Annotated in this window: 19 protein-coding genes and 1 tRNA gene; all 20 read right to left on the bottom strand. The window is 60.3% G+C overall.

Features of this window, described 5'->3' with window-relative positions; all coding sequences use genetic code 11:
* Positions 1–29 precede the first annotated feature (29 nt).
* Entirely contained in the window at positions 30–2,633 is a 2,604-nt protein-coding gene (gene gyrA, locus IEX75_RS01110; protein WP_188792425.1) for a DNA gyrase subunit A, read from the bottom strand.
* A 138-nt stretch (positions 2,634–2,771) separates the two neighbouring features.
* Positions 2,772–3,182 carry a GtrA family protein gene (locus tag IEX75_RS01115; protein ID WP_188792426.1) on the bottom strand — a complete coding sequence of 137 codons (411 nt, stop codon included), beginning with the start codon at positions 3,180–3,182 and terminating at the stop codon, positions 2,772–2,774.
* Positions 3,179–4,198, bottom strand: coding sequence for an S-methyl-5-thioribose-1-phosphate isomerase (gene mtnA, locus IEX75_RS01120; protein WP_188792427.1), 1,020 nt, complete (start codon positions 4,196–4,198; stop codon positions 3,179–3,181). The genes IEX75_RS01115 and mtnA overlap by 4 nt, the downstream gene beginning before the upstream one ends.
* Positions 4,199–4,314: 116 nt before the next feature.
* On the bottom strand, positions 4,315–5,382 hold the full coding sequence (gene phaC, locus IEX75_RS01125) for a class III poly(R)-hydroxyalkanoic acid synthase subunit PhaC (RefSeq protein ID WP_188792428.1): 1,068 nt from the start codon (positions 5,380–5,382) through the stop codon (positions 4,315–4,317).
* A gap of 9 nt (positions 5,383–5,391) precedes the next feature.
* Positions 5,392–6,426, bottom strand: coding sequence for a poly(R)-hydroxyalkanoic acid synthase subunit PhaE (locus IEX75_RS01130; protein WP_188792429.1), 1,035 nt, complete (start codon positions 6,424–6,426; stop codon positions 5,392–5,394).
* A 112-nt stretch (positions 6,427–6,538) separates the two neighbouring features.
* Positions 6,539–8,644, bottom strand: a complete 2,106-nt coding sequence (pnp, locus tag IEX75_RS01135) for a polyribonucleotide nucleotidyltransferase (RefSeq protein WP_188792430.1) — start codon at positions 8,642–8,644, stop codon at positions 6,539–6,541.
* A 19-nt stretch (positions 8,645–8,663) separates the two neighbouring features.
* A complete protein-coding gene (gene rpsO, locus IEX75_RS01140; RefSeq protein WP_115496249.1) occupies positions 8,664–8,933 on the bottom strand; it encodes a 30S ribosomal protein S15 in 270 nt (89 codons plus the stop codon).
* A gap of 152 nt (positions 8,934–9,085) precedes the next feature.
* Positions 9,086–10,018, bottom strand: coding sequence for a tRNA pseudouridine(55) synthase TruB (gene truB / locus IEX75_RS01145; protein ID WP_188792431.1), 933 nt, complete (start codon positions 10,016–10,018; stop codon positions 9,086–9,088).
* Between the two features lie 40 nt (positions 10,019–10,058).
* Entirely contained in the window at positions 10,059–10,430 is a 372-nt protein-coding gene (gene rbfA, locus IEX75_RS01150; RefSeq protein WP_188792432.1) for a 30S ribosome-binding factor RbfA, read from the bottom strand.
* 164 nt (positions 10,431–10,594) lie between these two features.
* On the bottom strand, positions 10,595–13,405 hold the full coding sequence (infB, locus tag IEX75_RS01155) for a translation initiation factor IF-2 (protein WP_188792433.1): 2,811 nt from the start codon (positions 13,403–13,405) through the stop codon (positions 10,595–10,597).
* A gap of 144 nt (positions 13,406–13,549) precedes the next feature.
* Entirely contained in the window at positions 13,550–15,055 is a 1,506-nt protein-coding gene (gene nusA, locus IEX75_RS01160; RefSeq protein ID WP_188792434.1) for a transcription termination factor NusA, read from the bottom strand.
* Between the two features lie 48 nt (positions 15,056–15,103).
* A complete protein-coding gene (locus tag IEX75_RS01165) occupies positions 15,104–15,625 on the bottom strand; it encodes a ribosome maturation factor RimP (RefSeq protein WP_188792435.1) in 522 nt (173 codons plus the stop codon).
* 434 nt (positions 15,626–16,059) lie between these two features.
* Positions 16,060–16,136: transfer RNA gene (locus IEX75_RS01170), tRNA-Met, on the bottom strand.
* Positions 16,137–16,224: 88 nt separating this feature from the next.
* A complete protein-coding gene (gene nuoN, locus IEX75_RS01175) occupies positions 16,225–17,664 on the bottom strand; it encodes an NADH-quinone oxidoreductase subunit NuoN (RefSeq protein ID WP_188792436.1) in 1,440 nt (479 codons plus the stop codon).
* A gap of 12 nt (positions 17,665–17,676) precedes the next feature.
* Entirely contained in the window at positions 17,677–19,185 is a 1,509-nt protein-coding gene (locus IEX75_RS01180) for an NADH-quinone oxidoreductase subunit M (RefSeq protein ID WP_188792437.1), read from the bottom strand.
* A gap of 14 nt (positions 19,186–19,199) precedes the next feature.
* Entirely contained in the window at positions 19,200–21,242 is a 2,043-nt protein-coding gene (gene nuoL, locus IEX75_RS01185) for an NADH-quinone oxidoreductase subunit L (protein WP_188792438.1), read from the bottom strand.
* A gap of 5 nt (positions 21,243–21,247) precedes the next feature.
* Positions 21,248–21,553, bottom strand: coding sequence for an NADH-quinone oxidoreductase subunit NuoK (gene nuoK, locus IEX75_RS01190; protein ID WP_126682804.1), 306 nt, complete (start codon positions 21,551–21,553; stop codon positions 21,248–21,250).
* The gene (locus IEX75_RS01195) at positions 21,550–22,206 is read right to left on the bottom strand and encodes an NADH-quinone oxidoreductase subunit J (RefSeq protein WP_188792439.1); all 657 of its coding nucleotides are present in this window, start codon (positions 22,204–22,206) and stop codon (positions 21,550–21,552) included. Before IEX75_RS01195 ends, nuoK begins: the two co-directional genes overlap by 4 nt.
* Before the next feature lie 9 nt (positions 22,207–22,215).
* Positions 22,216–22,707 carry an NADH-quinone oxidoreductase subunit NuoI gene (gene nuoI, locus IEX75_RS01200; RefSeq protein ID WP_188792440.1) on the bottom strand — a complete coding sequence of 164 codons (492 nt, stop codon included), beginning with the start codon at positions 22,705–22,707 and terminating at the stop codon, positions 22,216–22,218.
* A 9-nt stretch (positions 22,708–22,716) separates the two neighbouring features.
* The gene (nuoH, locus tag IEX75_RS01205) at positions 22,717–23,745 is read right to left on the bottom strand and encodes an NADH-quinone oxidoreductase subunit NuoH (RefSeq protein ID WP_188792441.1); all 1,029 of its coding nucleotides are present in this window, start codon (positions 23,743–23,745) and stop codon (positions 22,717–22,719) included.

The raw sequence follows: 23,745 nt of genomic DNA on the forward strand, positions 1-23,745 counted from the left end.
ACAACCGAGGCTTTTTCGTCATACCGAACTTATTCGCTCGGCGGCGTATCAGCTGGTACATCCGGTGTGGGCTCTGTGCCTTCACCGGTTTCGGTATCATCCCCGTTGCTCTCGTCCGCATCCACGCGGACCACGCTAACCAGCGACTCCTCGGCTGGCAGGCGAATCAACGTCACGCCCTGCGTGTTACGGCCAAGCTGCGACACTTCCATCGCGCGAGTGCGCACCAAGGTGCCTTGATTGGAAATCAGGATCAGCTCATGCGTGTCGGCCACCTGGGTAGCGGCAACCAAGGCGCCATTGCGTTCAGAGCACTGGATGCCGATCACGCCTTGCGTGCCACGCCCTTTCTTCGGGAACTCGCCTAGCTCGGTACGCTTGCCATAACCACGTTCAGTGGCGGTGAGAATATCGCCTTCCTGGGCCACCACCAGCGACACGACTTTCGCCTCGTCCGTAAGCTTCATGCCGCGGACGCCGGTAGCGGTACGGCCCATCGGGCGTACTTCGCTTTCGTCGAAGCGCACGACCTTGCCGTTGGACGCGAACAGCAACACGTCACTGTTACCGTCGGTAAGCACCACGCCAACCAGCGCATCGCCTTCGTCCAAGTTGATGGCAATCTTGCCTTTCTGCAACTGGTATTCGAATTCGGTAAGCGGCGTTTTCTTCACCGTGCCTTGCGTGGTGGCGAAAAATACGTAGCGATCTGCGCTGTATTCGTGCACCGGCAAGACGGCCTGCACTTTCTCGCCCTCGGCCAACGGCAACAGGTTCACCATCGGCTTGCCGCGTGCGTTCGGGCCAGCGTCCGGCATCTGATACACCTTGACCCAGTAGACACGACCGGTGCTGGTGAAGGTGAGCAGGGTGTCGTGCGTGTTCACTACCCACAACTGTTCGACGAAATCTTCTTCTTTCAACGCTGATGCGGAGCGGCCCTTGCCCCCGCGGCGCTGAGCGCGATAGATGCTGATCGGCTGACGCTTCACGTAACCTGCGTGCGACAACGTGACCACGACATCTTCCGGCGCGATCAAATCGAGGACGTTGAGGTCTTCCTGCGAAGGCTGGATCTCGGTGCGGCGTGTGTCGCCGAATTCGGCCTTGATCACTTCGAGTTCGTCACGGATGACGGCGAGCAGGCGTACGGGATCTTCGAGGATAAGGATCAAGCCGCGAATGGTTTCCAGGATTTCGCGGTATTCATCGGAAATCTTCTCCTGCTCCAGACCGGTCAGGCGGTGCAGGCGCATGGCCAGGATTTCCTGCGCCTGCGTCTCGGAGAGCTGATAGCCGTCAGGTTTGAAACCATCGCGCGGGTCCAGATCTTCCGGCCGCGAGGCTTCCGCACCTGCTGCAGCCAGCAGCGAGGAGACCAGGCCTGGCTGCCATTTGCGTGCAACCATGCGCTCCTTCGCTTCCTGCGGCGAAGCGGAGGTTTTGATCAGCTCAATCATCTCGTCGATGTTGGCGAGCGCAACGGCGAGACCTTCCAAGATATGTGCGCGGGCGCGCGCCTTACGCAGTTCGAAAATCGTGCGCCGTGTAACGACTTCTCGACGGTGGCGAATAAACGCCTCAAGGATTTCCTTGAGATTGAGCGTGCGCGGCTGGCCATCGACCAGCGCCACCATGTTGATGCCGAAGGTGACCTGCAGTTGCGTCTGCTGGAACAGGTTGTTGAGTACCACGTCGGCCATCGAATCGCGACGGATCTCGATGACGACGCGCATGCCGTCTTTATCGGATTCGTCGCGCAGTTCCGAGATGCCCTCGAGGCGCTTTTCTTTCACCAGCTCCGCGATCTTCTCGATCAGGCGCGCCTTGTTCACCTGGTACGGCAGCTCGTGGACGATGATCGTCTCGCGGCCGTTGGACTCGGTTTCGATTTCGGTACGCGCGCGCACCAGGATACGACCGCGCCCCGTGCGATAGGCTTCGACGATACCGGCGGCACCGTTGATGATGCCTGCAGTGGGGAAATCCGGGCCTTTTACGTGCTGCATCAGATCGTCGATCGACAGCGACGGATCATCGATCAGCGCGATGGTCGCAGCGATCACTTCGCTGAGATTGTGGGGCGGCACGTTGGTCGCCATGCCCACGGCGATACCGGCAGAGCCGTTGATCAGCAGATTGGGAACACGTGTCGGCAGAACGGAAGGTTCGAGTTCCTTCTCGTCGTAGTTCGGTACGAAGTCGACGGTTTCCTTGTCAATGTCCGCCAACAGTTCGGAGGACAGGCGTTCCATGCGGCACTCGGTGTAACGCATCGCCGCCGCGGCGTCGCCGTCGATCGAACCGAAGTTGCCTTGGCCATCGACCAGCGGATAGCGCAAGGAGAAATCCTGCGCCATGCGGACGAGTGCATCGTAAATGGAGCTGTCGCCGTGCGGATGGAATTTACCCATCACGTCACCGACGATGCGCGCGCACTTTACGTAAGGGCGATTCCAGACATTGTTGGCCTCATACATGCCGAACAACACGCGGCGATGCACGGGCTTCAAGCCATCACGGACGTCCGGAAGGGCGCGTCCCACGATCACGCTCATGGCGTAATCGAGGTAACTCTGGCGCATTTCGTCTTCGATATTGACGCGAATGACTTCTTTGGCGAGCTCTGCCATCAAGCAGCTTCCCTGGTAGCAAATAGGAGCCTCGTGACAGGCGCACCGGGCGCGTGTCTGCGAGGGTCAGACGGTAGGCCGTAATTATATCACAGCGGCACTTGAAAAGGTTTGATTTTCACCTTTTCAATCAATAAGTTACGAGCCTGTTTTGGCGCGCCGGAAAAGCAGCATGCGGGCGCTCACGAAATTGACCACGGCGGCGAAAATCGAACCCACGCCGACGGCGAAGACGGGCCATTTATGCCAGCTTGGAAAAGCCATCAGACAAGCCACGTAGGCAGCGTAATTCACTGCCGCGCCACCGCTCATCAGCGCCATCCAATGCAGCCATTCCGTGGCCAGCGAGCGACCGCTTTGGCGCGCGGCGAAGGTATGGCTGCGATTCCACCACCACGTCACGGTGGCAGCGACGAGGAAGGAGATCACCCGGCCGGCGTAGGGATTGAAGTGTGCGAAAGTAACCAATGTTTGCACGATGCCGCCATCGACGACGAAGCCGATGGCCCCACCGATCGCAAACAGGATGACTTCATGGCGCAACCTCATGCGGCAAACACGGCCCGCATACGTTCGACTGTAGGCTGTTCGATCACGCCGCGCTCGGTGACGATGGCATCGATCAGCGAAGCGGGCGTCACGTCAAACACCGGATTCCAGGCTTGCGCACCTTCGACCACCGTGCGGCGACCGGCCACGCTGAGCAGTTCCGCCGCATCGCGTAGCTCGATGTCGATGCCGTCGCCCGAAGCCGTTGCCATATCGACGGTGGACGAAGGCGCTACCACCATGAACTTCACGCCATGGTGGCGCGCGGCAATAGCGAGCTGGTAGGTACCGATCTTGTTGGCAGTGTCGCCGTTGGCAGCGATGCGATCCGCACCCACGATCACCCATTTCACACCGCCTGACTTCATCAGGTGAGAAGCGGCGGAATCGGCGATCAGCTTGGCAGGAATGCCGTCGCGCACCAGTTCCCACATCGTCAGCCGTGCCCCCTGCTGCCAGGGGCGCGTTTCGCCAGCAAATACCTGGCTGATGCGGCCTGCGGCAACGCCGGCGCGGATCACGCCCAGTGCTGTGCCATAACCAGAAGTGGCTAGCGAGCCGGTGTTGCAATGGGTCATCACATCGGAACCCGGAGCGATCAAGGCCGCTCCTAGTTCGCCCATGTGGCGGTTGGCGGCGAGATCTTCATCCTGGATGGTCTGCGCTTCGCGTTCCAGAGCAGCGGTATCCGCACCCGCCGCCACGCGTGCCTTCATGCGGTCGAGTGCCCACATCAAATTCACCGCGGTGGGACGAGCTGCGCGAAGCTCCGCCAGCGCCTGCTCCATCGATGCGCCCTGCTGCGCAGCAAGCACAACGCCCCAAGCTGCTGCGATGCCGATAGCCGGCGCGCCGCGTACGGCCAAGTCCTTGATCGCGTGGATAACCGCCGTGTAGTCGCGGCAGTCGAGCCACTTTTCCTCGGCAGGCAGCAGGCGCTGATCCAGCAACCGGAGATGATCGCCGCGCCATTGCACGGCGCGGATGGTGTCGTGAGCGGAAGCGAGGTTGGTCATCGCGCTAGTTTAGCAGCAATGATTCGCCCGCCCCTTTCTAGGGAGTTGTCGCGAAAGGGACAAAAGTAGGTTGGGTTAGCGCGGCGTAACCCAACCTACGCCCGCCATGTCCCGTATTAGCTACGGGACCGCAGCCATTGATGAATCGCTGGCGCCACTTCGCGCTGCGCGCGGCCGGAAACGTAGATGCCAATATGCCCGCCCTTGAAGGCGACCTCGGTGTAGTCGGTGGTACCAACATGGCGCTGCAACGCACGCGACGCATCCGGCGGCACGAGATGATCCTGCGTGGCATAGATATTGAGCACCGGCTGGGTGACCATGCCCAGATCCACCGGTTGCTTGCCGATTTGTAGATCGCCCTGGATGAGCTTGTTCTGCTGGAAGAATTCCTTGATGAATTCGCGAAAAGCTTCGCCTGCCTGGTCGGGCGAGTCGAAAATCCAGCGTTCCATGCGCAGGAAGTTCTTGAGCTCCTGCGGGTTGTCGAGGATGTCGACCAAGCTGACGTACTTCTGCTGATTCAAGCGCAAAGGCTTGAGCATCAAGTACACCCAGTTCATCAACTCCGCGGGGATGTTGCCCAGCGTGTCGACGAAAAGATCCACATCCATGCTCTGCACCCAGTGCGAGAGCATGTTGTCCGGCGTACGAAAATCCACCGGTGTCACCATGGTGACCAGGTTCTTTACCTTCTCGGGATGCATGGCGGTGTAGCACAGCGAAAACGTGCCGCCCTGGCAGATGCCTAACAAGTTGATCGCATCGAGATCGTGGTGCTGGCGAACGGCATCGACGGCACGATCGAGATAGCCGTTGAGGTAATCGTCCAACGTGAGCCAACGGTCCGCCCCATCCGGATAGCCCCAGTCGATCAGATAGACGTCCTCGCCTTGTTCGAGCAGATTACGTACCAGCGACCGGTCTTCCTGCAAATCGGTCATCCACACGGTGTTGACCAGCGCGTAGACGACAAGGACTGGCACGCGTGCGGTGGGCTTATGGTTGCCCTTCATGTGCCAGACGGTGAGCTTGTCTTCGCGATATACCGCTTCGCGCGGCGTGTTGGCGTAATCCTGCTCGCCCAGGCCACGCAAGTTCTGCAACCCGGCGGCGAGCTTGCGCTGGAAGACGGCGATTTCGTTGAAGGCTTGCTGCGGATCGATATGGAAGGGGTTCTGCATGCTGGTTCCTTACTTCCGTTTGCCGGCGGCAGAGCGCGTGGCTTTCGTACGTTGCGAAGGCGTTTTGCTGTTTCCGCCCTTGGCCGGCCGTTCGATTGGATGCACCTTCGCCGCCTTGCTTGCCGCAAGCTCGCGCTTCAGTGTGGCGATTTCGGCATGCAGCGTATCAACCAGGGATGTATCCGTAGTTGCTTCAACCTGCCCGCGCTCCTTCAGTTCACGCCGCAGTTGTTGCACGCGCTTGCCAAGACTGTTCACTTCGCTGCGTGTGGGAATACCCAGCTCACGACACATCTGTTCGGTGTGTTGCTGCTGTAGCTTGCGCACCTGCATTTGCGCATTCACCAATGCGCCGAACACGTCGCGGTATTCCTGCGAAAGTGCCATTTCGGCGTAGGCATCTTCCATCGCGTCCACCCACAGGTCATACATTGCCTTGAGGGACTCAACCTGCTTGCCGGGCTGCCCCAGCATCTCCTGTAGCTTGGAAATGCCTTGTGCGTTCACCTTCTGTAGCAACGCCTGGTAGCGCGCGCTGATCTGCGTGTATTCCTGCATGGCCGCCTGCAAGGCCTGCTGGTCGAGCTGGAATTCGCGCGTGATGCCGAACGTCGCCACCTGGCTGGTTGGCATGCCCGCAGCCATGCCGGCCTGCTGCATGGCTTGCAGCCAAGACTGCCATTGATGCTCCATACCGAAGGCGGAGGCACTATCGATGCCGGCAACCGTCTGCTGAAAGGGTTGCGTGAAGGCGGAAAGAAACGACTGCATGGCGGCAGGCTGCTGCCATGGATGGGTCTGCTGACCTAACGCAGCTCCCGTGGCAGCCTGTTGCAGCCAATTGCCATACGCCTTGAGGCTGGCCAAGCTGCGGGTGAGCAGATCCTCCTGTGGCATGGCTGCGGCGCCCATGCCCATCATCCCCATGCCGAACGGATTCGGCTGTCCTGGTTGCTGCTGTTGCAGATAGCGCATCCAGGCGTCCCAGGATTGTTGTGCGAAAGCCTGGTAGTCCTTCATGAAATCATTCGCCTGGTCGGGCATGCCTGCATCCTCGAGGTGAAGCGCGGATCGTATCAAATACCGGCTTTCAAAAATGAAAACGCCCGGCTATTGAACCGGGCGTTTTCGTTGGATCAGCTTGTCAGAAAAGCGCTCACACGCTCGCGCCTTCGTCTTCGGTGACCGCCTTCATGGACAGGCGGATACGGCCCTGCTTGTCCACTTCCAACACCTTCACCTTGACGATGTCGCCTTCCTTGAGCTTGTCAGAGACCTTCTCCACACGCTCGTTGGAAATCTGCGACACGTGCACCAGGCCATCCTTACCCGGCAGGATCGTTACGAACGCGCCGAAGTCCATCAACTTGGCAACCTTGCCCTCGTAGATGCGGCCCGGCTCGACGTCCGACACGATCTGGTCGATACGCTTGCGCGCTTCCTCCGCAGCCATGCGGTTGACGGAGGCGATCACCACGGTGCCATCGTCGCTGATGTCGATGGTGGTGCCAGTTTCTTCGGTGATGGCGCGGATGGTGGCACCGCCCTTGCCGATCACTTCGCGAATCTTGTCCGGGTGGATCTTGATGGTGAGCAGGCGCGGAGCGTATTCGCTCATCTCCGCACGCGGCTGGCTGATCACCTTGGCCATTTCGCCCAGGATGTGCAGACGGCCACGCTTGGCCTGTTCCAGCGCCACCTTCATGATTTCTTCGGTGATACCGTCGATCTTGATGTCCATCTGCAACGCGGACACGCCGTCGGCGCTACCGGCTACCTTGAAGTCCATGTCGCCAAGGTGGTCTTCGTCACCCAGGATGTCGGACAGTACGACGAAGTCGTTGCCTTCCTTCACCAGGCCCATGGCGATGCCCGCCACCGGCGCCTTCAGCGGCACGCCAGCGTCCATAAGAGCGAGCGAGGAACCGCACACTGAAGCCATCGAGGACGAACCGTTCGACTCGGTGATTTCGGACACCACGCGCAGCACGTACGGGAATTCCTCCAGCGCCGGCTTCACCGCCTGCACACCACGCTTGGCGAGACGGCCGTGGCCGATTTCGCGACGCTTCGGCGCACCGAAGCGGCCAGCTTCACCGACCGAGAACGGCGGGAAGTTGTAGTGGAACAGGAAGGGATCCTTCGACTCACCTTCCGGTGCGTCGATGATCTGCGCATCACGCGCGGTACCCAGCGTGGCCACGACCAGCGCCTGGGTTTCGCCACGGGTGAACAGCGCCGAGCCATGAGTACGCGGCAGCACACCGACGCGCACGGAGATCGGGCGGATGTCGTCCAGCTTGCGGCCGTCGATACGCACCTTGCTCTTCAGCACGCCGTCGCGCATGGTACGGTATTCGATCTCGGCGAAAGCATTGCTGATGTCGAGATCGGACCAACCATGCGAAGCCGCGGTTTCAGCGATACCGGTCTTGATGTCGGTCTTCAGCGCAACAATGGCGTCACGACGCTCCAGCTTGTCGCGGATCGCAAATGCCTTTTCCAGGCGATCGCCGAGGATGCCCTGGATGTCGTTGAACAGCGCATCGTTGCGTGCCGGCGCCTCCCACTTGAACGGCTTGCGACCGGCTTCATTGACGAATTCGTTGATGGCGGTGATCACCGACTGCATCTGCTTGTGGCCGAACACCACCGCGCCCAGCATCACTTCTTCGCTGAGCAGCTTGGCTTCGGATTCCACCATCAGCACGGCATTGGCCGTGCCGGCGACGACGAGGTCGAGGTCGGAAGTCTTGAGTTCGGCAACGGTCGGGTTCAGCAGGTACTGGCCGTTGGCATAGCCGACGCGCGCTGCGCCGATCGGGCCATTGAACGGAATACCAGCCAGGCTCAGCGCAGCAGAGGCGCCGATCATGGAGGGGATGTCGCCGTCGATTTCCGGGTTGAGCGAGATCACCTGAGCGATGATCTGCACTTCGTTCTTGAACTCTTCCGGGAAGAGCGGGCGAACCGGACGGTCGATCAGACGCGAGGTGAGCGTCTCTTTCTCGGTCGGGCGGCCTTCGCGCTTGAAGAAGCCGCCGGGAATGCGACCGGCGGAGTAGAACTTCTCGACGTAGTCGACGGTGAGCGGGAAGAAGTCCTGCCCGTCTTTCGCCTTGGCGGCGGCGACGGCGGTGACCAGCACCACGGTACCGCCCATGCTGACCATGACGGCACCCGAAGCCTGGCGGGCGATTTCGCCCGTCTCCAGCGTGACTTCGTGATTACCGTACTGGAATGACTTGGTTACTTTCGCCACTTTGGGTGTCCTCGTCCGATCAGCGACGCAGGCCGAGGCGTTCGATCAGGCTCTGATAACGAGCCAGATCGCGATCCTTCAGATAGCCCAGCAGACGCTTACGCTGGTTGACCAGTTTCAGCAGACCACGACGGGAGTGATGATCCTGCTTATGCGTCTTGAAATGATCGGTGAGGTGTTCGATGCGGGCGGAAAGCAGGGCGACCTGCACTTCCGTGGAACCGGTATCGTTCGGCGCGCGGCCGAAGTCAGCAATGATCTTGCTGGACTGTTCTACAGAGAGGGACATGTGTGTCTTCCTTAAAAAGCGGGAGCGGAACTTGCGCAACGTCACCGCCTGATGACGTTGCGCAAGCTCCGACAGGTTGAGAGAAAAGTCTGAATCAAGCGGGTTATTGTACCGAGGGCCGGTGGATTGCAACAAGACCATCACATAACACGTTAAATGGCTGCAGGCAGATTGAAACCACGGAGAATGCGAATTCGGCCCTGTTCGTCACAATCCACGAGCGCCAATAGCCGCCCGTCATGATCGAAGGCAGCCGAATACGCGCGCGGATGCCCGATTGGCCAATCGATCTGACGCCCCTGTGAGACGGCTTGGCCGGCCGCAGCACCCAGGTGCAGCGCCGGCAGATCCGCTACACCCGCCGAAAGGGGCAGGATCAGCCCGTCCGCCGCTTCACTGCCCTGCTCGGCTGCCTCGCGCAACTCATCGAGGGTCACCATCGCCGGCTCGCGGAAGGGCTCTACCCATAGCCGACGCAGGGCGCTCAGATGGGCGCCACAGCCCAGTTTCTCGCCAAGGTCCACGGCCAGGCTGCGTACGTAGGTGCCGGACCCGCATTCCACGTAAAGCGAAAGCGTGTTTTCTGTGTGGGAGACCAGCTCCAGCCGATGGATGTCCACCTGGCGAGGCGGTGCCTGCACGACTTCACCGCGGCGTGCTTTGAGGTAAAGCGGTTCACCGCCCTGCTTAAGCGCCGAGTACGCCGGTGGTACCTGAACGATGCAGCCGCGCATCGTCGCCAGCGCGGCCTCGATGGCGGTCTCATCCAAGGACGGAACCGGGCGCTGATCAAGCACCTCACCCTCGAGATCGGCCGTCGTGGTTGTGATGCCCAGGCGGCATTCGGCCAGATAAGCCTTGCGTGAGCCAAGCAAATTGCCGGCGATCTTGGTGGCTTCGCCAAAGCACAGCGGCAACAGGCCGGTGGCCAACGGGTCGAGTGCGCCGGTATGCCCCCCCTTGGCCGCATGCAAGATGGCGATCGCCATCTGCAACGCCTTGTTGGAACTCATACCCAATGGCTTATCGAGCAACAGGATGCCGTGCAGATCACGGGCATCGGGGCGATGGCGGCGGCGACTCATGGTTTGCAGTATTCAACCCTCTCCCCTGGAGAGAGGTGCCTCAATCTTCGCTGTGATCCGCTTCTTGCGGCGGACTCTGACGCAACAGCTGTTCAATCCGCTCGCCTTTGTCTACCGAATCGTCGTATTTGAAGCGCAATTCCGGTACACGGCGAATGCGCATCGTGCGCGACAAAGAGCGACGAAATTCGCCGGCCAGTTCGTTGAGCGCCTTTACCGTTTCTTTTGACTGTTGCGGCAGCAGTGCGGTGACCCATACCGTTGCCCAATCCAGATCACGCGTGACTTCCACATCCGACACGCTGCACGACGGCAGGCCGTGATCACGCACGGCGGCGTGCACCAGCGTGCCGATCTCGCGGCGGAGTTCGGCGCCTACACGGTCGGTGCGTTTGAAATCGCGAGATGGCATCTAATGGCGTGATCGTTAAAGACGGAGAAATATTCGTTTAAAGCGTATGGCGTGTTCGTCATTCCGGCGGGAGCTGGAATGATGGTGAGGGGTCATCCAGTTTCAGCCTGGATTGCCCTCACCCAACCCTCCCCTCGTAGAAGAGAGGGGGGTTATTGCGTGGACTACAACGTGCGGGCAACTTCGATACGTTCGAAGCACTCGATCTGATCACCCACCTTCACGTCGTTGTACTGCTTCACGGCGATACCGCATTCCATGCCGTTGCGCACTTCGTCGACCAGATCCTTGAAGCGGCGCAGCGATTCCAGTTCGCCCTGGAAGATCACAGTGTTGTTGCGCAGCACGCGGATCGGCTTGCTGCGCTTGACCATACCTTCCGTCACCATGCAGCCGGCCACGGCGCCGAACTTGGAGCTGCGGAACACATCGCGCACCTGGGCAATGCCGATGATTTCCTCGCGCACTTCCACGCCGAGCAAACCAGAAGCCGCCTGCTTCACCTGGTCGATCACGTCATAGATGATCGAGAAGTAGCGGACATCCAGACCCGCCGTATCGATCACCTTGCGCGCCGAAGCATCGGCGCGCACGTTGAAGCCGATGATCAGAGCCTTCGAAGCCGCTGCCAGCGTTGCGTCGGATTCGGTGATGCCGCCGACGCCAGCAGCGATCACGTTCACCTTCACGTTCTCGTTGCCGATCTGGCTGAGCGAGTCGCGCAAGGCCTGCACGGAGCCTTGTACGTCGGCTTTGACCAGGATGTTGAGCGTCTGCTGCTCGGCTGCCTGGCCCATCTGCGCCATGATGTCTTCCAGGCGGTTGGCCTTGCTGACCATGCGTGTCTCGCGACGCTTCAATTGACGCTCTGCCGCCACTTCACGTGCCAAGCGCTCGTCGGCCACGGCTACGAAATCGTCGCCGGCCTCCGGTACGCCGGACAGGCCGAGCACCTGCACCGGAATCGAAGGGCCGGCTTCCTGTACGGTCTTGCCGGTCTCGTCGATCAGCGCGCGCATGCGGCCGTATTCGACACCGCACACCACGAAGTCGCCGCGCTTGAGCGTGCCCTGCTGCACCAGCACGGTCGCCACGGGACCTCTGCCACGATCAAGGCTCGATTCGATCACCACGCCTGAGGCCGGGCCATCCTCGACCGCCGTCAGCTCCATGATTTCAGCTTGCACTGAAATGGCGTCAAGCAAGGCATCTACGCCCATGCCGGTCTTGGCCGACACCGGTATGAACGGCGTATCGCCACCCCACTCTTCCGGGATCACCTCGAGATTGCCGAGGCCCTGCTTGACGTGATCCGGATTGGCGTCGGACTTATCCATTTTGTTGATCGCGACGATCAGCGGCACCTTGGCCGCACGTGCATGCTGCACAGCTTCCTGCGTCTGCGGCATGACACCGTCGTCAGCGGCCACCACCAACACCACGATGTCCGTGGACTGGGCGCCGCGTGCGCGCATCGCGGTGAACGCGGCGTGGCCAGGCGTATCCAGGAAGGTGATTACGCCCTTCGGCGTCGTCACATGATAGGCACCGATGTGCTGAGTAATGCCGCCCGCTTCGCCAGCCGCCACCTTGGTGCGGCGGATGTAATCGAGCAGCGAGGTCTTGCCGTGGTCGACGTGGCCCATGATGGTGACCACCGGCGGACGCGGTGTGCGTTCGCCTTCAAGCTCGGCGTTTTGCGTGTGCGCAGCCAGCGCGGCTTCTGCGCCCTGCTCACTGGCTTCCACTGCTTTGTGACCGAGTTCTTCCACCACCAGCATGGCGGTATCGCGATCGATGGTCTGGTTGATGGTGGCCATCACGCCCATCTTGAACAGCGCCTTGACCACTTCGGAGCCCTTGACCGCCATCTTCTGCGCGAGCTCGGCGACCACATTGGCGTCGCTCACGACCACCTCACGTACTACCGGCGCAGTAGGCTTGGAGAAGCCATGCGCGCCGGCAGCCGGTGCGCCGCCACGCGGCGCTTCGCGCACAGCGGACTTATTCGCCTTACCACCGCGCTTGGAGCGGCGAGCGCGATCGGCATCGGTCAGATGCAGCTCGCCAGCAGCAAAACGCTTGCCGCCTGCCACCTCATCACGGTCACGGAAGTTGCCGTGCTTGACCTTGCCACGATCGGCACCACTGCTCGGCGCAGGTGCCGGAGCGGGCGCCGGTGCCGGCGCAGGTGCTGCCGCGACGGGTTTCTTCTCACGCTTACGCGGCTCATGGATGCGCGGCAGGATCATGCCCAGCGAGTTGGGATCGATGCGCTGCACGGCCGGGGATTCGGCCACTTTTTCTTCCTCGGGTTTGACTACCGGCTCGGGTTCACGGACCGGCTCTTCTTGTTCGACATGCTTGGCTTGTTCGACATGCGTGGATTGCTGTTGCGCGGCTTGCGCCTGCGCTTCGGCAGCAGCTTTCGCCGCAGCTTCCTGGCGCGCGCGCTCGACCGCTTCGGCCTCGTGGCGTGCTGCTTCTTCAGCACGCTGACGCACTTCTTCCTGGCGCCGACGCTCGGTCTCTGCGCGTTCTGCGCGCTCCTGTTCTTCGTGCTCGCGTTGCTGCTGCGATTCCTGCAACCGGCGCAAAGCCTCTTCGCGCTCGGTATCCGTGCTCGCTTCCTCGGCGATCACGCTCCGTTTGACGTAGGTGCGTTTGGCGCGCACTTCCACGTTCACCGTCTTGGCGCTGGAAGTACCGCGACCGCCTGGCGTGGACACCTTCAGTTCGCTGATCTTGCGGCGCTTGAGCGTGATCTGTCGCGGCGAGGAATCCTCCGCTTCAACGGTGGCATCTGCCTTGCCGTGCGTGCGGCGCAGAAAGCCCAGCAGCTTTACCTTCTCGGTGCTGCTGATGACCTGCTCCGGGTTCGAGAACTTCATGCCGGCCTCGCCGAGCTGCGTCAGCAGCCGGTCGACGGGCATGCCCAGAACCTGAGCGAGTTGTTTGATTGTGACGTCCGACATCGTGATTCTTTCTCCGCCGTTCCCGCGCTTATCGTCCGTACAAAACCGTTCTTTATTAAACATGTTCTTGCACGGCCACCTCCGTCCTTGGTGGAGACCTCATCGGTCTCCCGGCGCGCCCATCCGGGACGCTGCCGCCCGCGGTTAGCCGCCCTTCTCCAGCCGCGCAATCATCGGCGCACGCGCCGCCATGATGAGTGCTGCAGCACGATCTTCGTCCATGCCTTCGATGTCGATCAGGTCGTCGACCGCGAGGTCGCCCAGATCGTCCATCGTGACGACGCCGCGCTCTGCCAGCGCGTAGGCCGTTGATTCATCCATGCCATCCATGTCCAGCAGTTCCTGCGAAGGCTGGTGATCGTCGAGGTTTTCCTCGACTGCCAGCGCTTCGGTCAGCAGCGAGTCGCGGGCGCGGGCACGCAGCTCTTCGACGATGTCTTCGTCGAAGCCTTCGATGGCCAGCAGTTCCGCGCTCGGCACGTAGGCGATTTCTTCAACACTGGAGAAACCTTCCTGCACCAGGATGTTGGCAATTTCCTGGTCCACTTCCAGCTTGTCCATGAACAGCTGGCGGGCGGACTCCTGCTCGGCTTCGCTCTTGGCAGCGACCTGGTCCTGGGTCATCACGTTGAGCTGCCAGCCGGTGAGCTTGCTGGCCAGGCGCACATTCTGGCCGCCACGGCCGATGGCCTGGGAGAGCTTGTCCTCGGCTACCGCGATGTCCATCGAGTGCTTGTCTTCATCCATGATGATGGACTGCACTTCCGCCGGCGCCATGGCGTTGATCACGTACTGGGCCTGATTTTCGTGCCACAGGATGATGTCCACACGCTCGCCGTTGAGCTCGTTCGACACCGCCTGCACACGCGAACCACGCATGCCGATGCAGGCGCCGATCGGATCGGTACGGGTGTCGTGCGCCACCACAGCGATCTTGGCGCGGTCGCCCGGATCGCGGGCGCAGCCCTTGATCTCGACGAGGCCCTGGCCAACTTCCGGCACTTCAAGCTTGAACAGCTCGATCATGAATTCCGGCGCAGCGCGCGACACGAACAACTGCGGACCGCGTGCTTCGGATTTCACTTCAAACAGGTAGCCGCGCACGCGATCGCCGACGCGATGCGATTCACGCGGAATGGTCTTGTCGCGCGGAATAAAGGCTTCGGCATTACCGCCGAGGTCGAGGTAGACGTTGCCGCGCTCGACGCGCTTGACGATGCCGGTGACCAGTTCGCCCACGCGGTCCTTGAACGCATCGACCACCTGCTGGCGCTCGGCTTCGCGCACACGTTGCACGATGACCTGCTTGGCTGCCTGAGCAGCGATGCGGCCAAATTCGGCATTTTCAATCTGATGCTCGACGAAATCACCGATCTGCGAACCCGGGCTTTCGTCCTCAGCGTCCATCAGGCGCAGCTGGCGGAACGGAGATTCCATCTCACCATCGTCAGCGATCACTTCCCAGCGGCGGAACGTCTCGTAGTCGCCCGAGTTGCGATCGATGGTGACGCGGATATCCGGATCTTCATCCGGATAACGTTTTTTCGCCGCCGACGCCAACGCCGCTTCCATCGCTTGGAAGATCACATCGCGCGACACGCCTTTTTCGTTGGCAACCGCATCAACGACCAGCAAAAGCTCTTTGCTCATTGCAACCACTCCGTGAACGCTGTCCAGCGTTCCATCACAGATTGACCTTTAATTCGACTCTTTCTTCTTGCTCGGCTTGCGACCGCCGGGCTTGGGCTGCGGCACGTAACCGAGCGCTGCCCAGTCCGGCACGATGCGTGCGCTTTCCACCGCGTCGTGCTCGAACTGAAATACTTTGCCTTCAGCTTCCAGACCGATCTGCGCGCCTTCCACCGAAACAACTTTGCCGCGCAGACGGCGACGCCCTTCCAGCGGCGCCTTCAACAGAACCTTCACTTCCTGTCCGGCCACTTTTGCGAACTGCCCGGCGGTGAACAGCGGACGATCGATACCGGGCGAAGACACTTCCAGCACGTAATGACCGGGAATGGGATCTTCAACATCGAGCAGCGCCGAGAGTTCGCGGCTGGCTGCCTCGCAATCGTCGAGGGTGACCTCGCGCCCTTCAGTATCGATGTAGACACGCAGCGTGCTCTGCCCTTGTGAAGGACTGAATTCCACACCGATGCATTCCAGCTGGAGATCTGCCAAAACCTCGGTGAAGCGTTGTGCTAGCGCCTGTGTGTCCACTCTTCCTCGATACCGTTACGGGAAACAAAAAATGGGCTCGAACGGCCCATTCCCTTACCTTGCCGATGTGCCGCCCTGCCAGGCCTTTCCTTGTGCCCCGAACCGGTGATTATCACCCGGAAGCGCACGTTCGCATCCTTACGCCCAACAAAAAAGCCTCGCTAGGAGGCTTTCTTGTCCAAGAAAGATCTGATTGCCTGCCGATTCGCGCCCGTCCGGGGGACTTTATACGCGCTTCTGACCGCTACAGAGTCTGCAAAGTATACGTAACAGAACGGTGCGGTGCAATGATTTATCGCCCTTCCATCGGTCAAATATTGCGTTGAAGACTGGACAGTAAACAGCATTCCCAGCCATGCCGTCATTTGGTGCAAATTTTCTTGAGGCATAAAAAAACGGCGATCTTTTCAAGATCGCCGTTTTTTCTGATGTAGTGGTAGCGGGGGTAGGATTCGAACCTACGACCTTCGGGTTATGAGCCCGACGAGCTGCCAGACTGCTCCACCCCGCATCAGAGTCCGAGAATGTTAGCGACTTGGCCGGATTCTTGCAAGACCATGACAGCTATTTTTTCTCTTTCGCGGGAAGAAATTTTTCTCTCAGCCCACAAATGCCTGCTTGCACCAGCTCAACAGCGGGCCCCAATACAAACCAAGGCCAAGCAGCACCAATGCATTCAGTGACAACACCAGACGCAGGGTGAAATCAGGCTGGACGCGTACTTCGGTGCCGGCTTCCGGCTTGTCGAAATACATCACCTTCACCACGCGCAGGTAGTAGTAGAGGCCGATGATCGCGAACACGGCGCCGACGATCGCCAACCACAACATGCCAGCATGTATCGCAGCCTGCAGCACGAGCAGCTTGGCGAAGAACCCGAACAGCGGCGGCACGCCAGCCAGCGAGAACAACGCGAGCATCATCAGGAATGCCATCCACGGCGCGCGCTGATTCAGGCCCTTGAAATCATCGATGTTGTCGCATTCGAAGCCGGCGCGGCTCAGCGCAAGAATCACGCCGAAGGCTGCGGTGGACATCAGCGCATAGCTCACCGCGTAGAACATGGCGGCGGAATAGCCTTCCGGCCCCGCGTTGACCAGACCCAGCAGCAGGTAGCCCATGTGCGAGATGGTCGAATAGGCAAGCAGACGCTTGAGATTGCTTTGAACGATGGCCACCACGTTGCCGATAGCCAGCGATATGACGGCAAGTACGGCAAGCATCATCTGCCAGTGCTGCGACAAATCACCCATACCGGTCGCCAGCAGGCGGAACGCCATGCCGAACGCGGCAAGCTTGGAAGCCGAGCCGATGAAGGCGGTTACCGCCGTCGGCGAGCCTTCATAAACATCCGGAATCCACATGTGGAACGGCGCCACGCCGAGCTTGAACGCCACGCCAATGATCAGGAACACCAGGCCGAATACCAGGAGATGCGGCATCGCGCTGTGTGGGATCGCCTCATGCAACTGAGCAAGACCCAGCGTGCCAGTGGCGCCGTAGATCATCGACATGCCGTACAACAGCATGCCCGACGACAGCGCGCCCAGCACGAAGTACTTGATGGCAGCTTCGGAGGACAAGCTGGAATCACGATTCAACGCAACCAATGCGTATGACGACAACGTCAGCAATTCCAGGCCGAGGTAGATCATCACCAGATTGCCAGCCGAGACCAGCAACATGACGCCGATCACCGCGAACAACATGAGTGTGTAGAACTCGCCCGCAAATAACTTGCGGTCGAGCATATACGGACGGCCATAGATGAAGACCAGGATGGTCGACAGGATCGCGAACAGTTTGAGGATGGTGCCCAGACCGTCGCGAATGAACATGCCGTTGAAGGCAGTGACTGCGCCTTCGGGCTGATAGCGCAGCACCAGGTAACCCGTCACCAGCAGCACGCCGATGGAGAGCCAATGCAGGTAGACGCGCTCGGCCGGCTTCATGAAAGCGTCCGCCAGCAAGAGAACGCACGCCGCCGCAACCAGAAAAAATTCCGGCAGCATGATGAGAATGTCGTTGATAGTCGGCATGGGCGTTCTCGATCAGACCTTGTGAATAGCAAGTACTTGCACCAGCTGGTTCACCGAAATGTTCATCAGGTGGGTCAGCGGTTCCGGCCAGACGCCGATCAGTATCGTCAACGCGGCGAACGCGCCCAGCACCAGCCACTCGCGGCCGTTGATGTCTTTCATTTCTGCCACATGCGAGTTGGTCACTTCGCCCCATAGCACGCGCTTGACCAGCCACAGTGTGTACGCCGCACCGATGATCAGCGTAAACGCGGCGAACAACGCGATCCACGGATTAGCGCTGAAGCTGGCCAGGATCACCATGAACTCGCCCACGAATCCGCTGGTGCCCGGCAGACCGCAGTTGGCCATCGCGAACAGCACGTAGAAGAAGCCGAACCACGGCATGACGTTGATCACGCCACCGTAATCCTTGATCAGGCGGGTGTGCAGCCGGTCATACAGCACGCCGATGCACGAGAACATCGCGCCCGAGACGAAACCGTGCGAGATCATTTGCACCATCGCGCCCTGCATGCCCAGGCGCGCGGCATCGGTGTTGCCCTGATCACGCACCAGCATGAAGGCGATGAAGATACCCAGGGTGACAAAGCCCATGTGTGCCACGGACGAATAGGCCACCAACTTCTTCATGTCCTCCTGCACCAGCGCGACGTAGCCAATGTAGACCACGGCGATCAGGCTGAGCAGGATCACGACCCACGCGAATTGATGCGAGGCATCCGGCACGATCGGCAGGCTGAAACGGAGGAAGCCGTATCCGCCGATCTTCAGCATCACCGCCGCCAGCACCACCGAACCACCGGTGGGCGCTTCCACGTGCGCATCCGGCAACCATGTGTGCACCGGCACCATCGGCACCTTCACCGCAAACGCGATCAGGAAGGCGAAGAACAGCCAGCTCTGCTCGGTCAGCGACAGCGGCAGCGCCTGCAGCGCGTGCAGATCCCACGTCCCTGCCTTCAGGTACAGGTAGATCAGGCCGATCAGCATGAAGATCGAGCCGAAGAACGTGTAGATGAAGAACTTCAAGGTAGCGTAAACGCGACGCGGACCACCCCAGATGCCGATGAGGATGAACATCGGGATCAGCATCGCTTCGAAGAACGCATAGAACAGCAAAGCGTCGGTGGCGCAGAACACGCCGATCATCAGGCCTTCGAGCACCAGCATGGCTGCCATGTATTGGTGCGGCTTGTCCTGGATGACTTCCCAAGCACCCACGATCACCAGGATGCCCACGAAGGTGGTCAGCAGGATCAGCGCTACGGAAATGCCGTCGATGCCTAAGCCATAGTGGACATTGAGCGATTCGATCCACACATGGCTTTCGACCAGCTGCATCCCGGAAACGTCCGGGTTGTACTGGGGGATGAGGAACAGGCTGATGGCGAAAGTGAGGATGGCCATCAGCAGAGAGATCCAGCGCGCCGCATTGGGGCGGCCGGAACCGGCCAGCAACACGGGGACCGCGCCGACGATGGGCAGCCAGATCAGCAGGCTGAGCAGATGATTGAACATGGAGCTCGCTTCCCTTATTGCCCGATCAACCAATACCCGCCCAGAAGCAGGATCAGTCCGAGGATCATCGCAAAGGCATAGTGGTACAGATAACCAGACTGGATACGGCGCGCGCCCGCGGCGATACGCTGCACCAGACTTGCCGAACCGTCGATCAGCACGCCGTCGATCACGGCGGCGTCACCGCCCTTCCAGAACATGCGTCCCAGCTTTACGCCGCCGCGCGCAAAGATCGCGAAGTAGATGTCATCGACCCAGTATTTGCGGTCGAGGATTACCCAGATCGGCTTGAGCGCACTCTTGATCTTGTCGGCCACCGACGGATTGAACAGGTAGATGTACGTCGTGATGATGAACGCCGCCAGCACCAAGAAGAACGGCAGCTGGGTAAAGCCTTGCAGCGCCATTGCCAGCGAACCATGGAATTCCTTGCCAATTTCGCCGAGCACATTATTGGCTTCATCCACATGGATGGCACCACCGAACCAGTTGCCAAACAGCATCGGCTGGACGGTGAAGAGACCCACCAACAGCGACGGAATGGCCAGCAGGATCAGCGGCAACGTCACCACCCACGGCGACTCTTTGGGCGGATGATGCAACACGCCTGGCTCATGATGATCATGATCGTCATGGTGATCATCGTGAGCATGCGCATCGTGATGGCCGTGATGCTCGACCACTTTGAAGCGCTCCTTGCCGTGGAAGGTCATGTACATCTGACGGAACGTATAGGTTGCCGTCACGAAGGCACCGATCACCACACAGAAATACGCGTAACCCGAACCCCAGCGATGCGACTCATGTACGGCATCGATGATCGAGTCCTTCGAATAGAAACCCGAGAAAAACGGCACACCGCACAGCGCCAGCGCACCGATCCACATCGTGATCCAGGTGATCGGCATGTACTTGCGCAAGCCGCCCATGTAGCGCATGTCCTGCTCATGGTGCATGGCGATGATCACCGAACCTGCACCGAGGAACAGCAGCGCCTTGAAGAAGGCGTGCGTCATCAAGTGGTACACCGCGCCAGCGTAGGCGGACACGCCCAGCGCAACCGTCATGTAGCCCAGCTGCGACAGCGTGGAGTACGCCACCACGCGTTTGATGTCGTTCTGCACGATGCCGATCAGACCGGTGAACAACGCACCGGTAGCGCCGATGACAAGCACCACGCTCAGCGCAGTTTCCGACAGCTCGTACAGCGGCGACATGCGGGCCACCATGAAGATACCGGCGGTCACCATCGTCGCGGCGTGGATCAGTGCGGAGATCGGGGTTGGGCCTTCCATCGAGTCGGGCAGCCACACGTGCAACGGCACCTGTGCGGACTTACCCATGGCACCGATGAACAGCAGGATGCAGATCACCGTGGCCGCATCCCAGTGGATGCTCTGGGTAAGCGTCAGCGTCTTGCCCACGAGCGTCGGCGCAGCACCAAACGCCGTGGCGTAGTCCAGCGTACCCAGGAAGTACAGGATCGCCGCGATACCCAGCAGGAAACCGAAATCGCCCACGCGGTTGACGATAAATGCCTTGAGGTTGGCGAAGATCGCCGTCGGGCGTTTGTACCAGAAGCCGATCAGCAGATACGACACCAGGCCCACCGCTTCCCAGCCGAAGAACAGCTGGAGGAAGTTGTTGCTCATCACGAGCATCAACATCGAGAAGGTGAACAACGAGATATAGCTGAAGAAGCGTTGATAGCCGTCGTCATCCGCCATGTAGCCGATGGTGTACACATGCACCAGCAGCGACACGAAGGTGACGACTACCATCATCATCGCGGTGAGGCGATCAATGAGGAAACCGACGCTGGCGGTGTATTTACCGATCTCGAACCAGGTGTAGATGTTGTGGTTGTAAACCGGAGCCCCACCAGCGGTGATCTGGTACAGCACGTAGAACGACAGGCCGCAAGAGATCAGCAGACCGAGGATGGTAACGCTATGCGCACCGGCGCGGCCGATCTGCTTGCCAAAGAATCCGGCCAGCAGGCAACCGACGAGCGGCGCCAGCGCAATGGTCAACAGGATGGAGGAGGAAAGTTCCATGATGCTCAACCCTTCATGCTGTCGATTTCGGCGACGTTGACCGTGCTGCGGTTACGGAACAGCAGGACCAGGATCGCCAGGCCGATGGCGGATTCCGCCGCAGCCACTGTGAGGATGAAGAACACGAAGACCTGCCCCGCCACGTCATGACTGAAGCGCGAGAAGGCCACGAAGTTGATGTTGACGGCGAGCAGCATCAACTCGATCGCCATCAGCAGCACGATCACGTTCTTGCGGTTGATGAACAACCCTGCCACCGAGATGCAGAACAGGATCGCGCCCAACACGATGTAATGCGAAAGCGTAATCATGGCTTGGACTCCTGGACCGGTGCTGCAGGCGGGGTTTCAACCGGACGCTCCGCCGCCATCTTGATGATGCGCACGCGATCCTTCGCCCTGACCGCCACCTGTTCGCTGGCGTGCTGCTTGCGCGCGCCAGTGCGCTGGCGCAGCGTCAAAGCGACGGCGGCGATCACGCCCACGGTGAGGATAAGCGCGGCGATTTCGAACGGCAGCAGGTATTGCGAGTACAGCGCCATGCCCAGCCACGCGGTGTTGGACATGCCTGCGGCAGTAGCCGGATTCTCGCCCATCGTCTGCGCATGCATCACACGCACGCCGATCAAGCCGAGCATTTCCACCAGCATCACCACTGCCACGACCAAGCCGACAGGCAGATATTTCACGAAGCCCTCGCGGATCTTTTCCTGGTCGATGTCGAGCATCATCACCACGAACAGGAACAGCACCATCACGGCACCGACATAGACCACGATCAAGGCGATGGCAAGGAATTCAGCTTCTGCCAGCATCCAGATACAGGCTGTGCTGAAGAAGGTGAGCACCAGCGCGAGCACGGCATGCACCGAGTTGCGCAGCGTGATCACCGACAGCGCCGCGACCACGGTAACCGCAGCGAAGGCGTAGAAGCAGACGAGTTGAAACAAGGACGTGTCGATCATGGTATGTCCTTAGCGGTAAGCCGCGTCCTGAGCACGGGCCGCCGCGATATCCGCCTCGAAGCGGTCACCGATGGCCAGTAGCTGGGGCTTGGTCACCACATTCTCGCCGCGATGCTCGAAGTGGTACTCGTGGATGTGCGTTTCGACGATCGAGTCCACCGGGCAGCTTTCCTCGCAGAAGCCGCAGTAGATGCACTTGAACAGGTCGATGTCATAGCGTGTGGTACGGCGCTGGCCGTCGCTGGCACGCGGCGCGGAGTCGATGGTGATCGCCAGCGCCGGACACACCGCCTCGCACAGTTTGCACGCGATGCAGCGTTCCTCGCCGTTGGCGTAGCGACGCAACGCATGCAGGCCGCGGAAACGGTTGGACTTGGGGATGTGCTCCATCGGGTAGCGCATCGTGTACTTCGGCAGAAACATGTACCGAAGCGTGAGCGCCATGCCTTTGAGTAGCTCGATGAGCAGCAGGCTCTTGAAATAGTTGGTAACGCGGGACATGGTTTTTCCTTAGCCTCCCGTGCCGACGTGGACCCAGCCGTAGTACTTCATGCAGCCGGCAACGAGCACCCAGACAATGCCGATGGGAATGAACACCTTCCAGCCCAGGCGCATGATCTGGTCGTAGCGATAGCGCGGGAAAGTGGCACGGAACCACAGGAACAGGGTGGCGAACACGAAGACCTTAATAGCCAGCCACACCGGGTTGGCCGCTCCCAGCACGGGCACGCTGGCCGGAAACGGACTCAACCAGCCACCGCAGAACAGGATCGAAGCCAAGAAGGCGACCAGGATCATGTTGGCGTATTCAGCCAGGAAGAACAGCGCAAACGCCGAACCGGAATATTCCACGTGGAAGCCAGCCACGATTTCCGATTCGCCTTCCGCCACGTCGAACGGCGCGCGGTTGGTTTCGGCCACGCCCGAGATGAAGTAGACGACGAACACCGGCAGCAGCGGCAGCCAGAACCAGTCGAACAGGCCCTTGTTGCCGGCCTGCGCATGCACGATGTCGGTCAGGTTCAGGCTACCCGCCAGCACCAGCACACACACCAGGCACAGCCCCATGGCCAGTTCGTACGAGATCACCTGCGCCGCCGAACGCATCGCACCAAGCAGTGCGTAACGCGAGTTGGAGGACCAGCCGGCGAGGATGATGCCGTACACGCCCAGCGAGGTCATCGCCAACAGATACAACAGACCGGCGTTGGCATTGGACAGCACGGCCTTGTCACTGAACGGAATCACCGCCCAGGCAGCCAGCGCCGGCACCAGGCCGATCAGCGGCGCGAGGTAATACAGCGCCTTGTTTGCGTTGGTGGGAAGAATGACTTCCTTCACCAGCAGCTTCACCACGTCGGCGAAGGCCTGCAGCAAACCGAATGGCCCGACCTTGTTGGGCCCCATGCGCACGTGCATCCAGCCGATGACCTTGCGCTCCCACCACACGTACAGCGCGACCGCGATAACCAGCGGTAGCACGACGCAAATCGTGTAGAGAAGCGGCAGCAGAAGCTGATGGATAAGTTGATCGCCCAT

This window comes from Dyella nitratireducens, assembly GCF_014642835.1.
Taxonomy (GTDB): domain Bacteria; phylum Pseudomonadota; class Gammaproteobacteria; order Xanthomonadales; family Rhodanobacteraceae; genus Dyella_B; species Dyella_B nitratireducens.

Bases quoted from the DNA above. Each gene is read 5' to 3' on its own strand.
- IEX75_RS01180 (WP_188792437.1), bottom strand. From the start codon at position 19,185: ATGTTCAATCATCTGCTCAGCCTGCTGATCTGGCTGCCCATCGTCGGC.
- nuoN (WP_188792436.1), bottom strand. From the start codon at position 17,664: ATGCCGACTATCAACGACATTCTCATCATGCTGCCGGAATTTTTTCTG.
- rbfA (WP_188792432.1), bottom strand. From the start codon at position 10,430: ATGCCATCTCGCGATTTCAAACGCACCGACCGTGTAGGCGCCGAACTC.
- gyrA (WP_188792425.1), bottom strand. From the start codon at position 2,633: ATGGCAGAGCTCGCCAAAGAAGTCATTCGCGTCAATATCGAAGACGAA.
- IEX75_RS01115 (WP_188792426.1), bottom strand. From the start codon at position 3,182: ATGAGGTTGCGCCATGAAGTCATCCTGTTTGCGATCGGTGGGGCCATC.
- rpsO (WP_115496249.1), bottom strand. From the start codon at position 8,933: ATGTCCCTCTCTGTAGAACAGTCCAGCAAGATCATTGCTGACTTCGGC.
- IEX75_RS01195 (WP_188792439.1), bottom strand. From the start codon at position 22,206: ATGATCGACACGTCCTTGTTTCAACTCGTCTGCTTCTACGCCTTCGCT.
- truB (WP_188792431.1), bottom strand. From the start codon at position 10,018: ATGAGTCGCCGCCGCCATCGCCCCGATGCCCGTGATCTGCACGGCATC.
- mtnA (WP_188792427.1), bottom strand. From the start codon at position 4,198: ATGACCAACCTCGCTTCCGCTCACGACACCATCCGCGCCGTGCAATGG.
- phaC (WP_188792428.1), bottom strand. From the start codon at position 5,382: ATGCAGAACCCCTTCCATATCGATCCGCAGCAAGCCTTCAACGAAATC.
- nuoL (WP_188792438.1), bottom strand. From the start codon at position 21,242: ATGGAACTTTCCTCCTCCATCCTGTTGACCATTGCGCTGGCGCCGCTC.
- nuoI (WP_188792440.1), bottom strand. From the start codon at position 22,707: ATGTCCCGCGTTACCAACTATTTCAAGAGCCTGCTGCTCATCGAGCTA.
- nuoH (WP_188792441.1), bottom strand. From the start codon at position 23,745: ATGGGCGATCAACTTATCCATCAGCTTCTGCTGCCGCTTCTCTACACG.
- IEX75_RS01130 (WP_188792429.1), bottom strand. From the start codon at position 6,426: ATGCCCGACCAGGCGAATGATTTCATGAAGGACTACCAGGCTTTCGCA.
- nusA (WP_188792434.1), bottom strand. From the start codon at position 15,055: ATGAGCAAAGAGCTTTTGCTGGTCGTTGATGCGGTTGCCAACGAAAAA.
- infB (WP_188792433.1), bottom strand. From the start codon at position 13,405: ATGTCGGACGTCACAATCAAACAACTCGCTCAGGTTCTGGGCATGCCC.
- nuoK (WP_126682804.1), bottom strand. From the start codon at position 21,553: ATGATTACGCTTTCGCATTACATCGTGTTGGGCGCGATCCTGTTCTGC.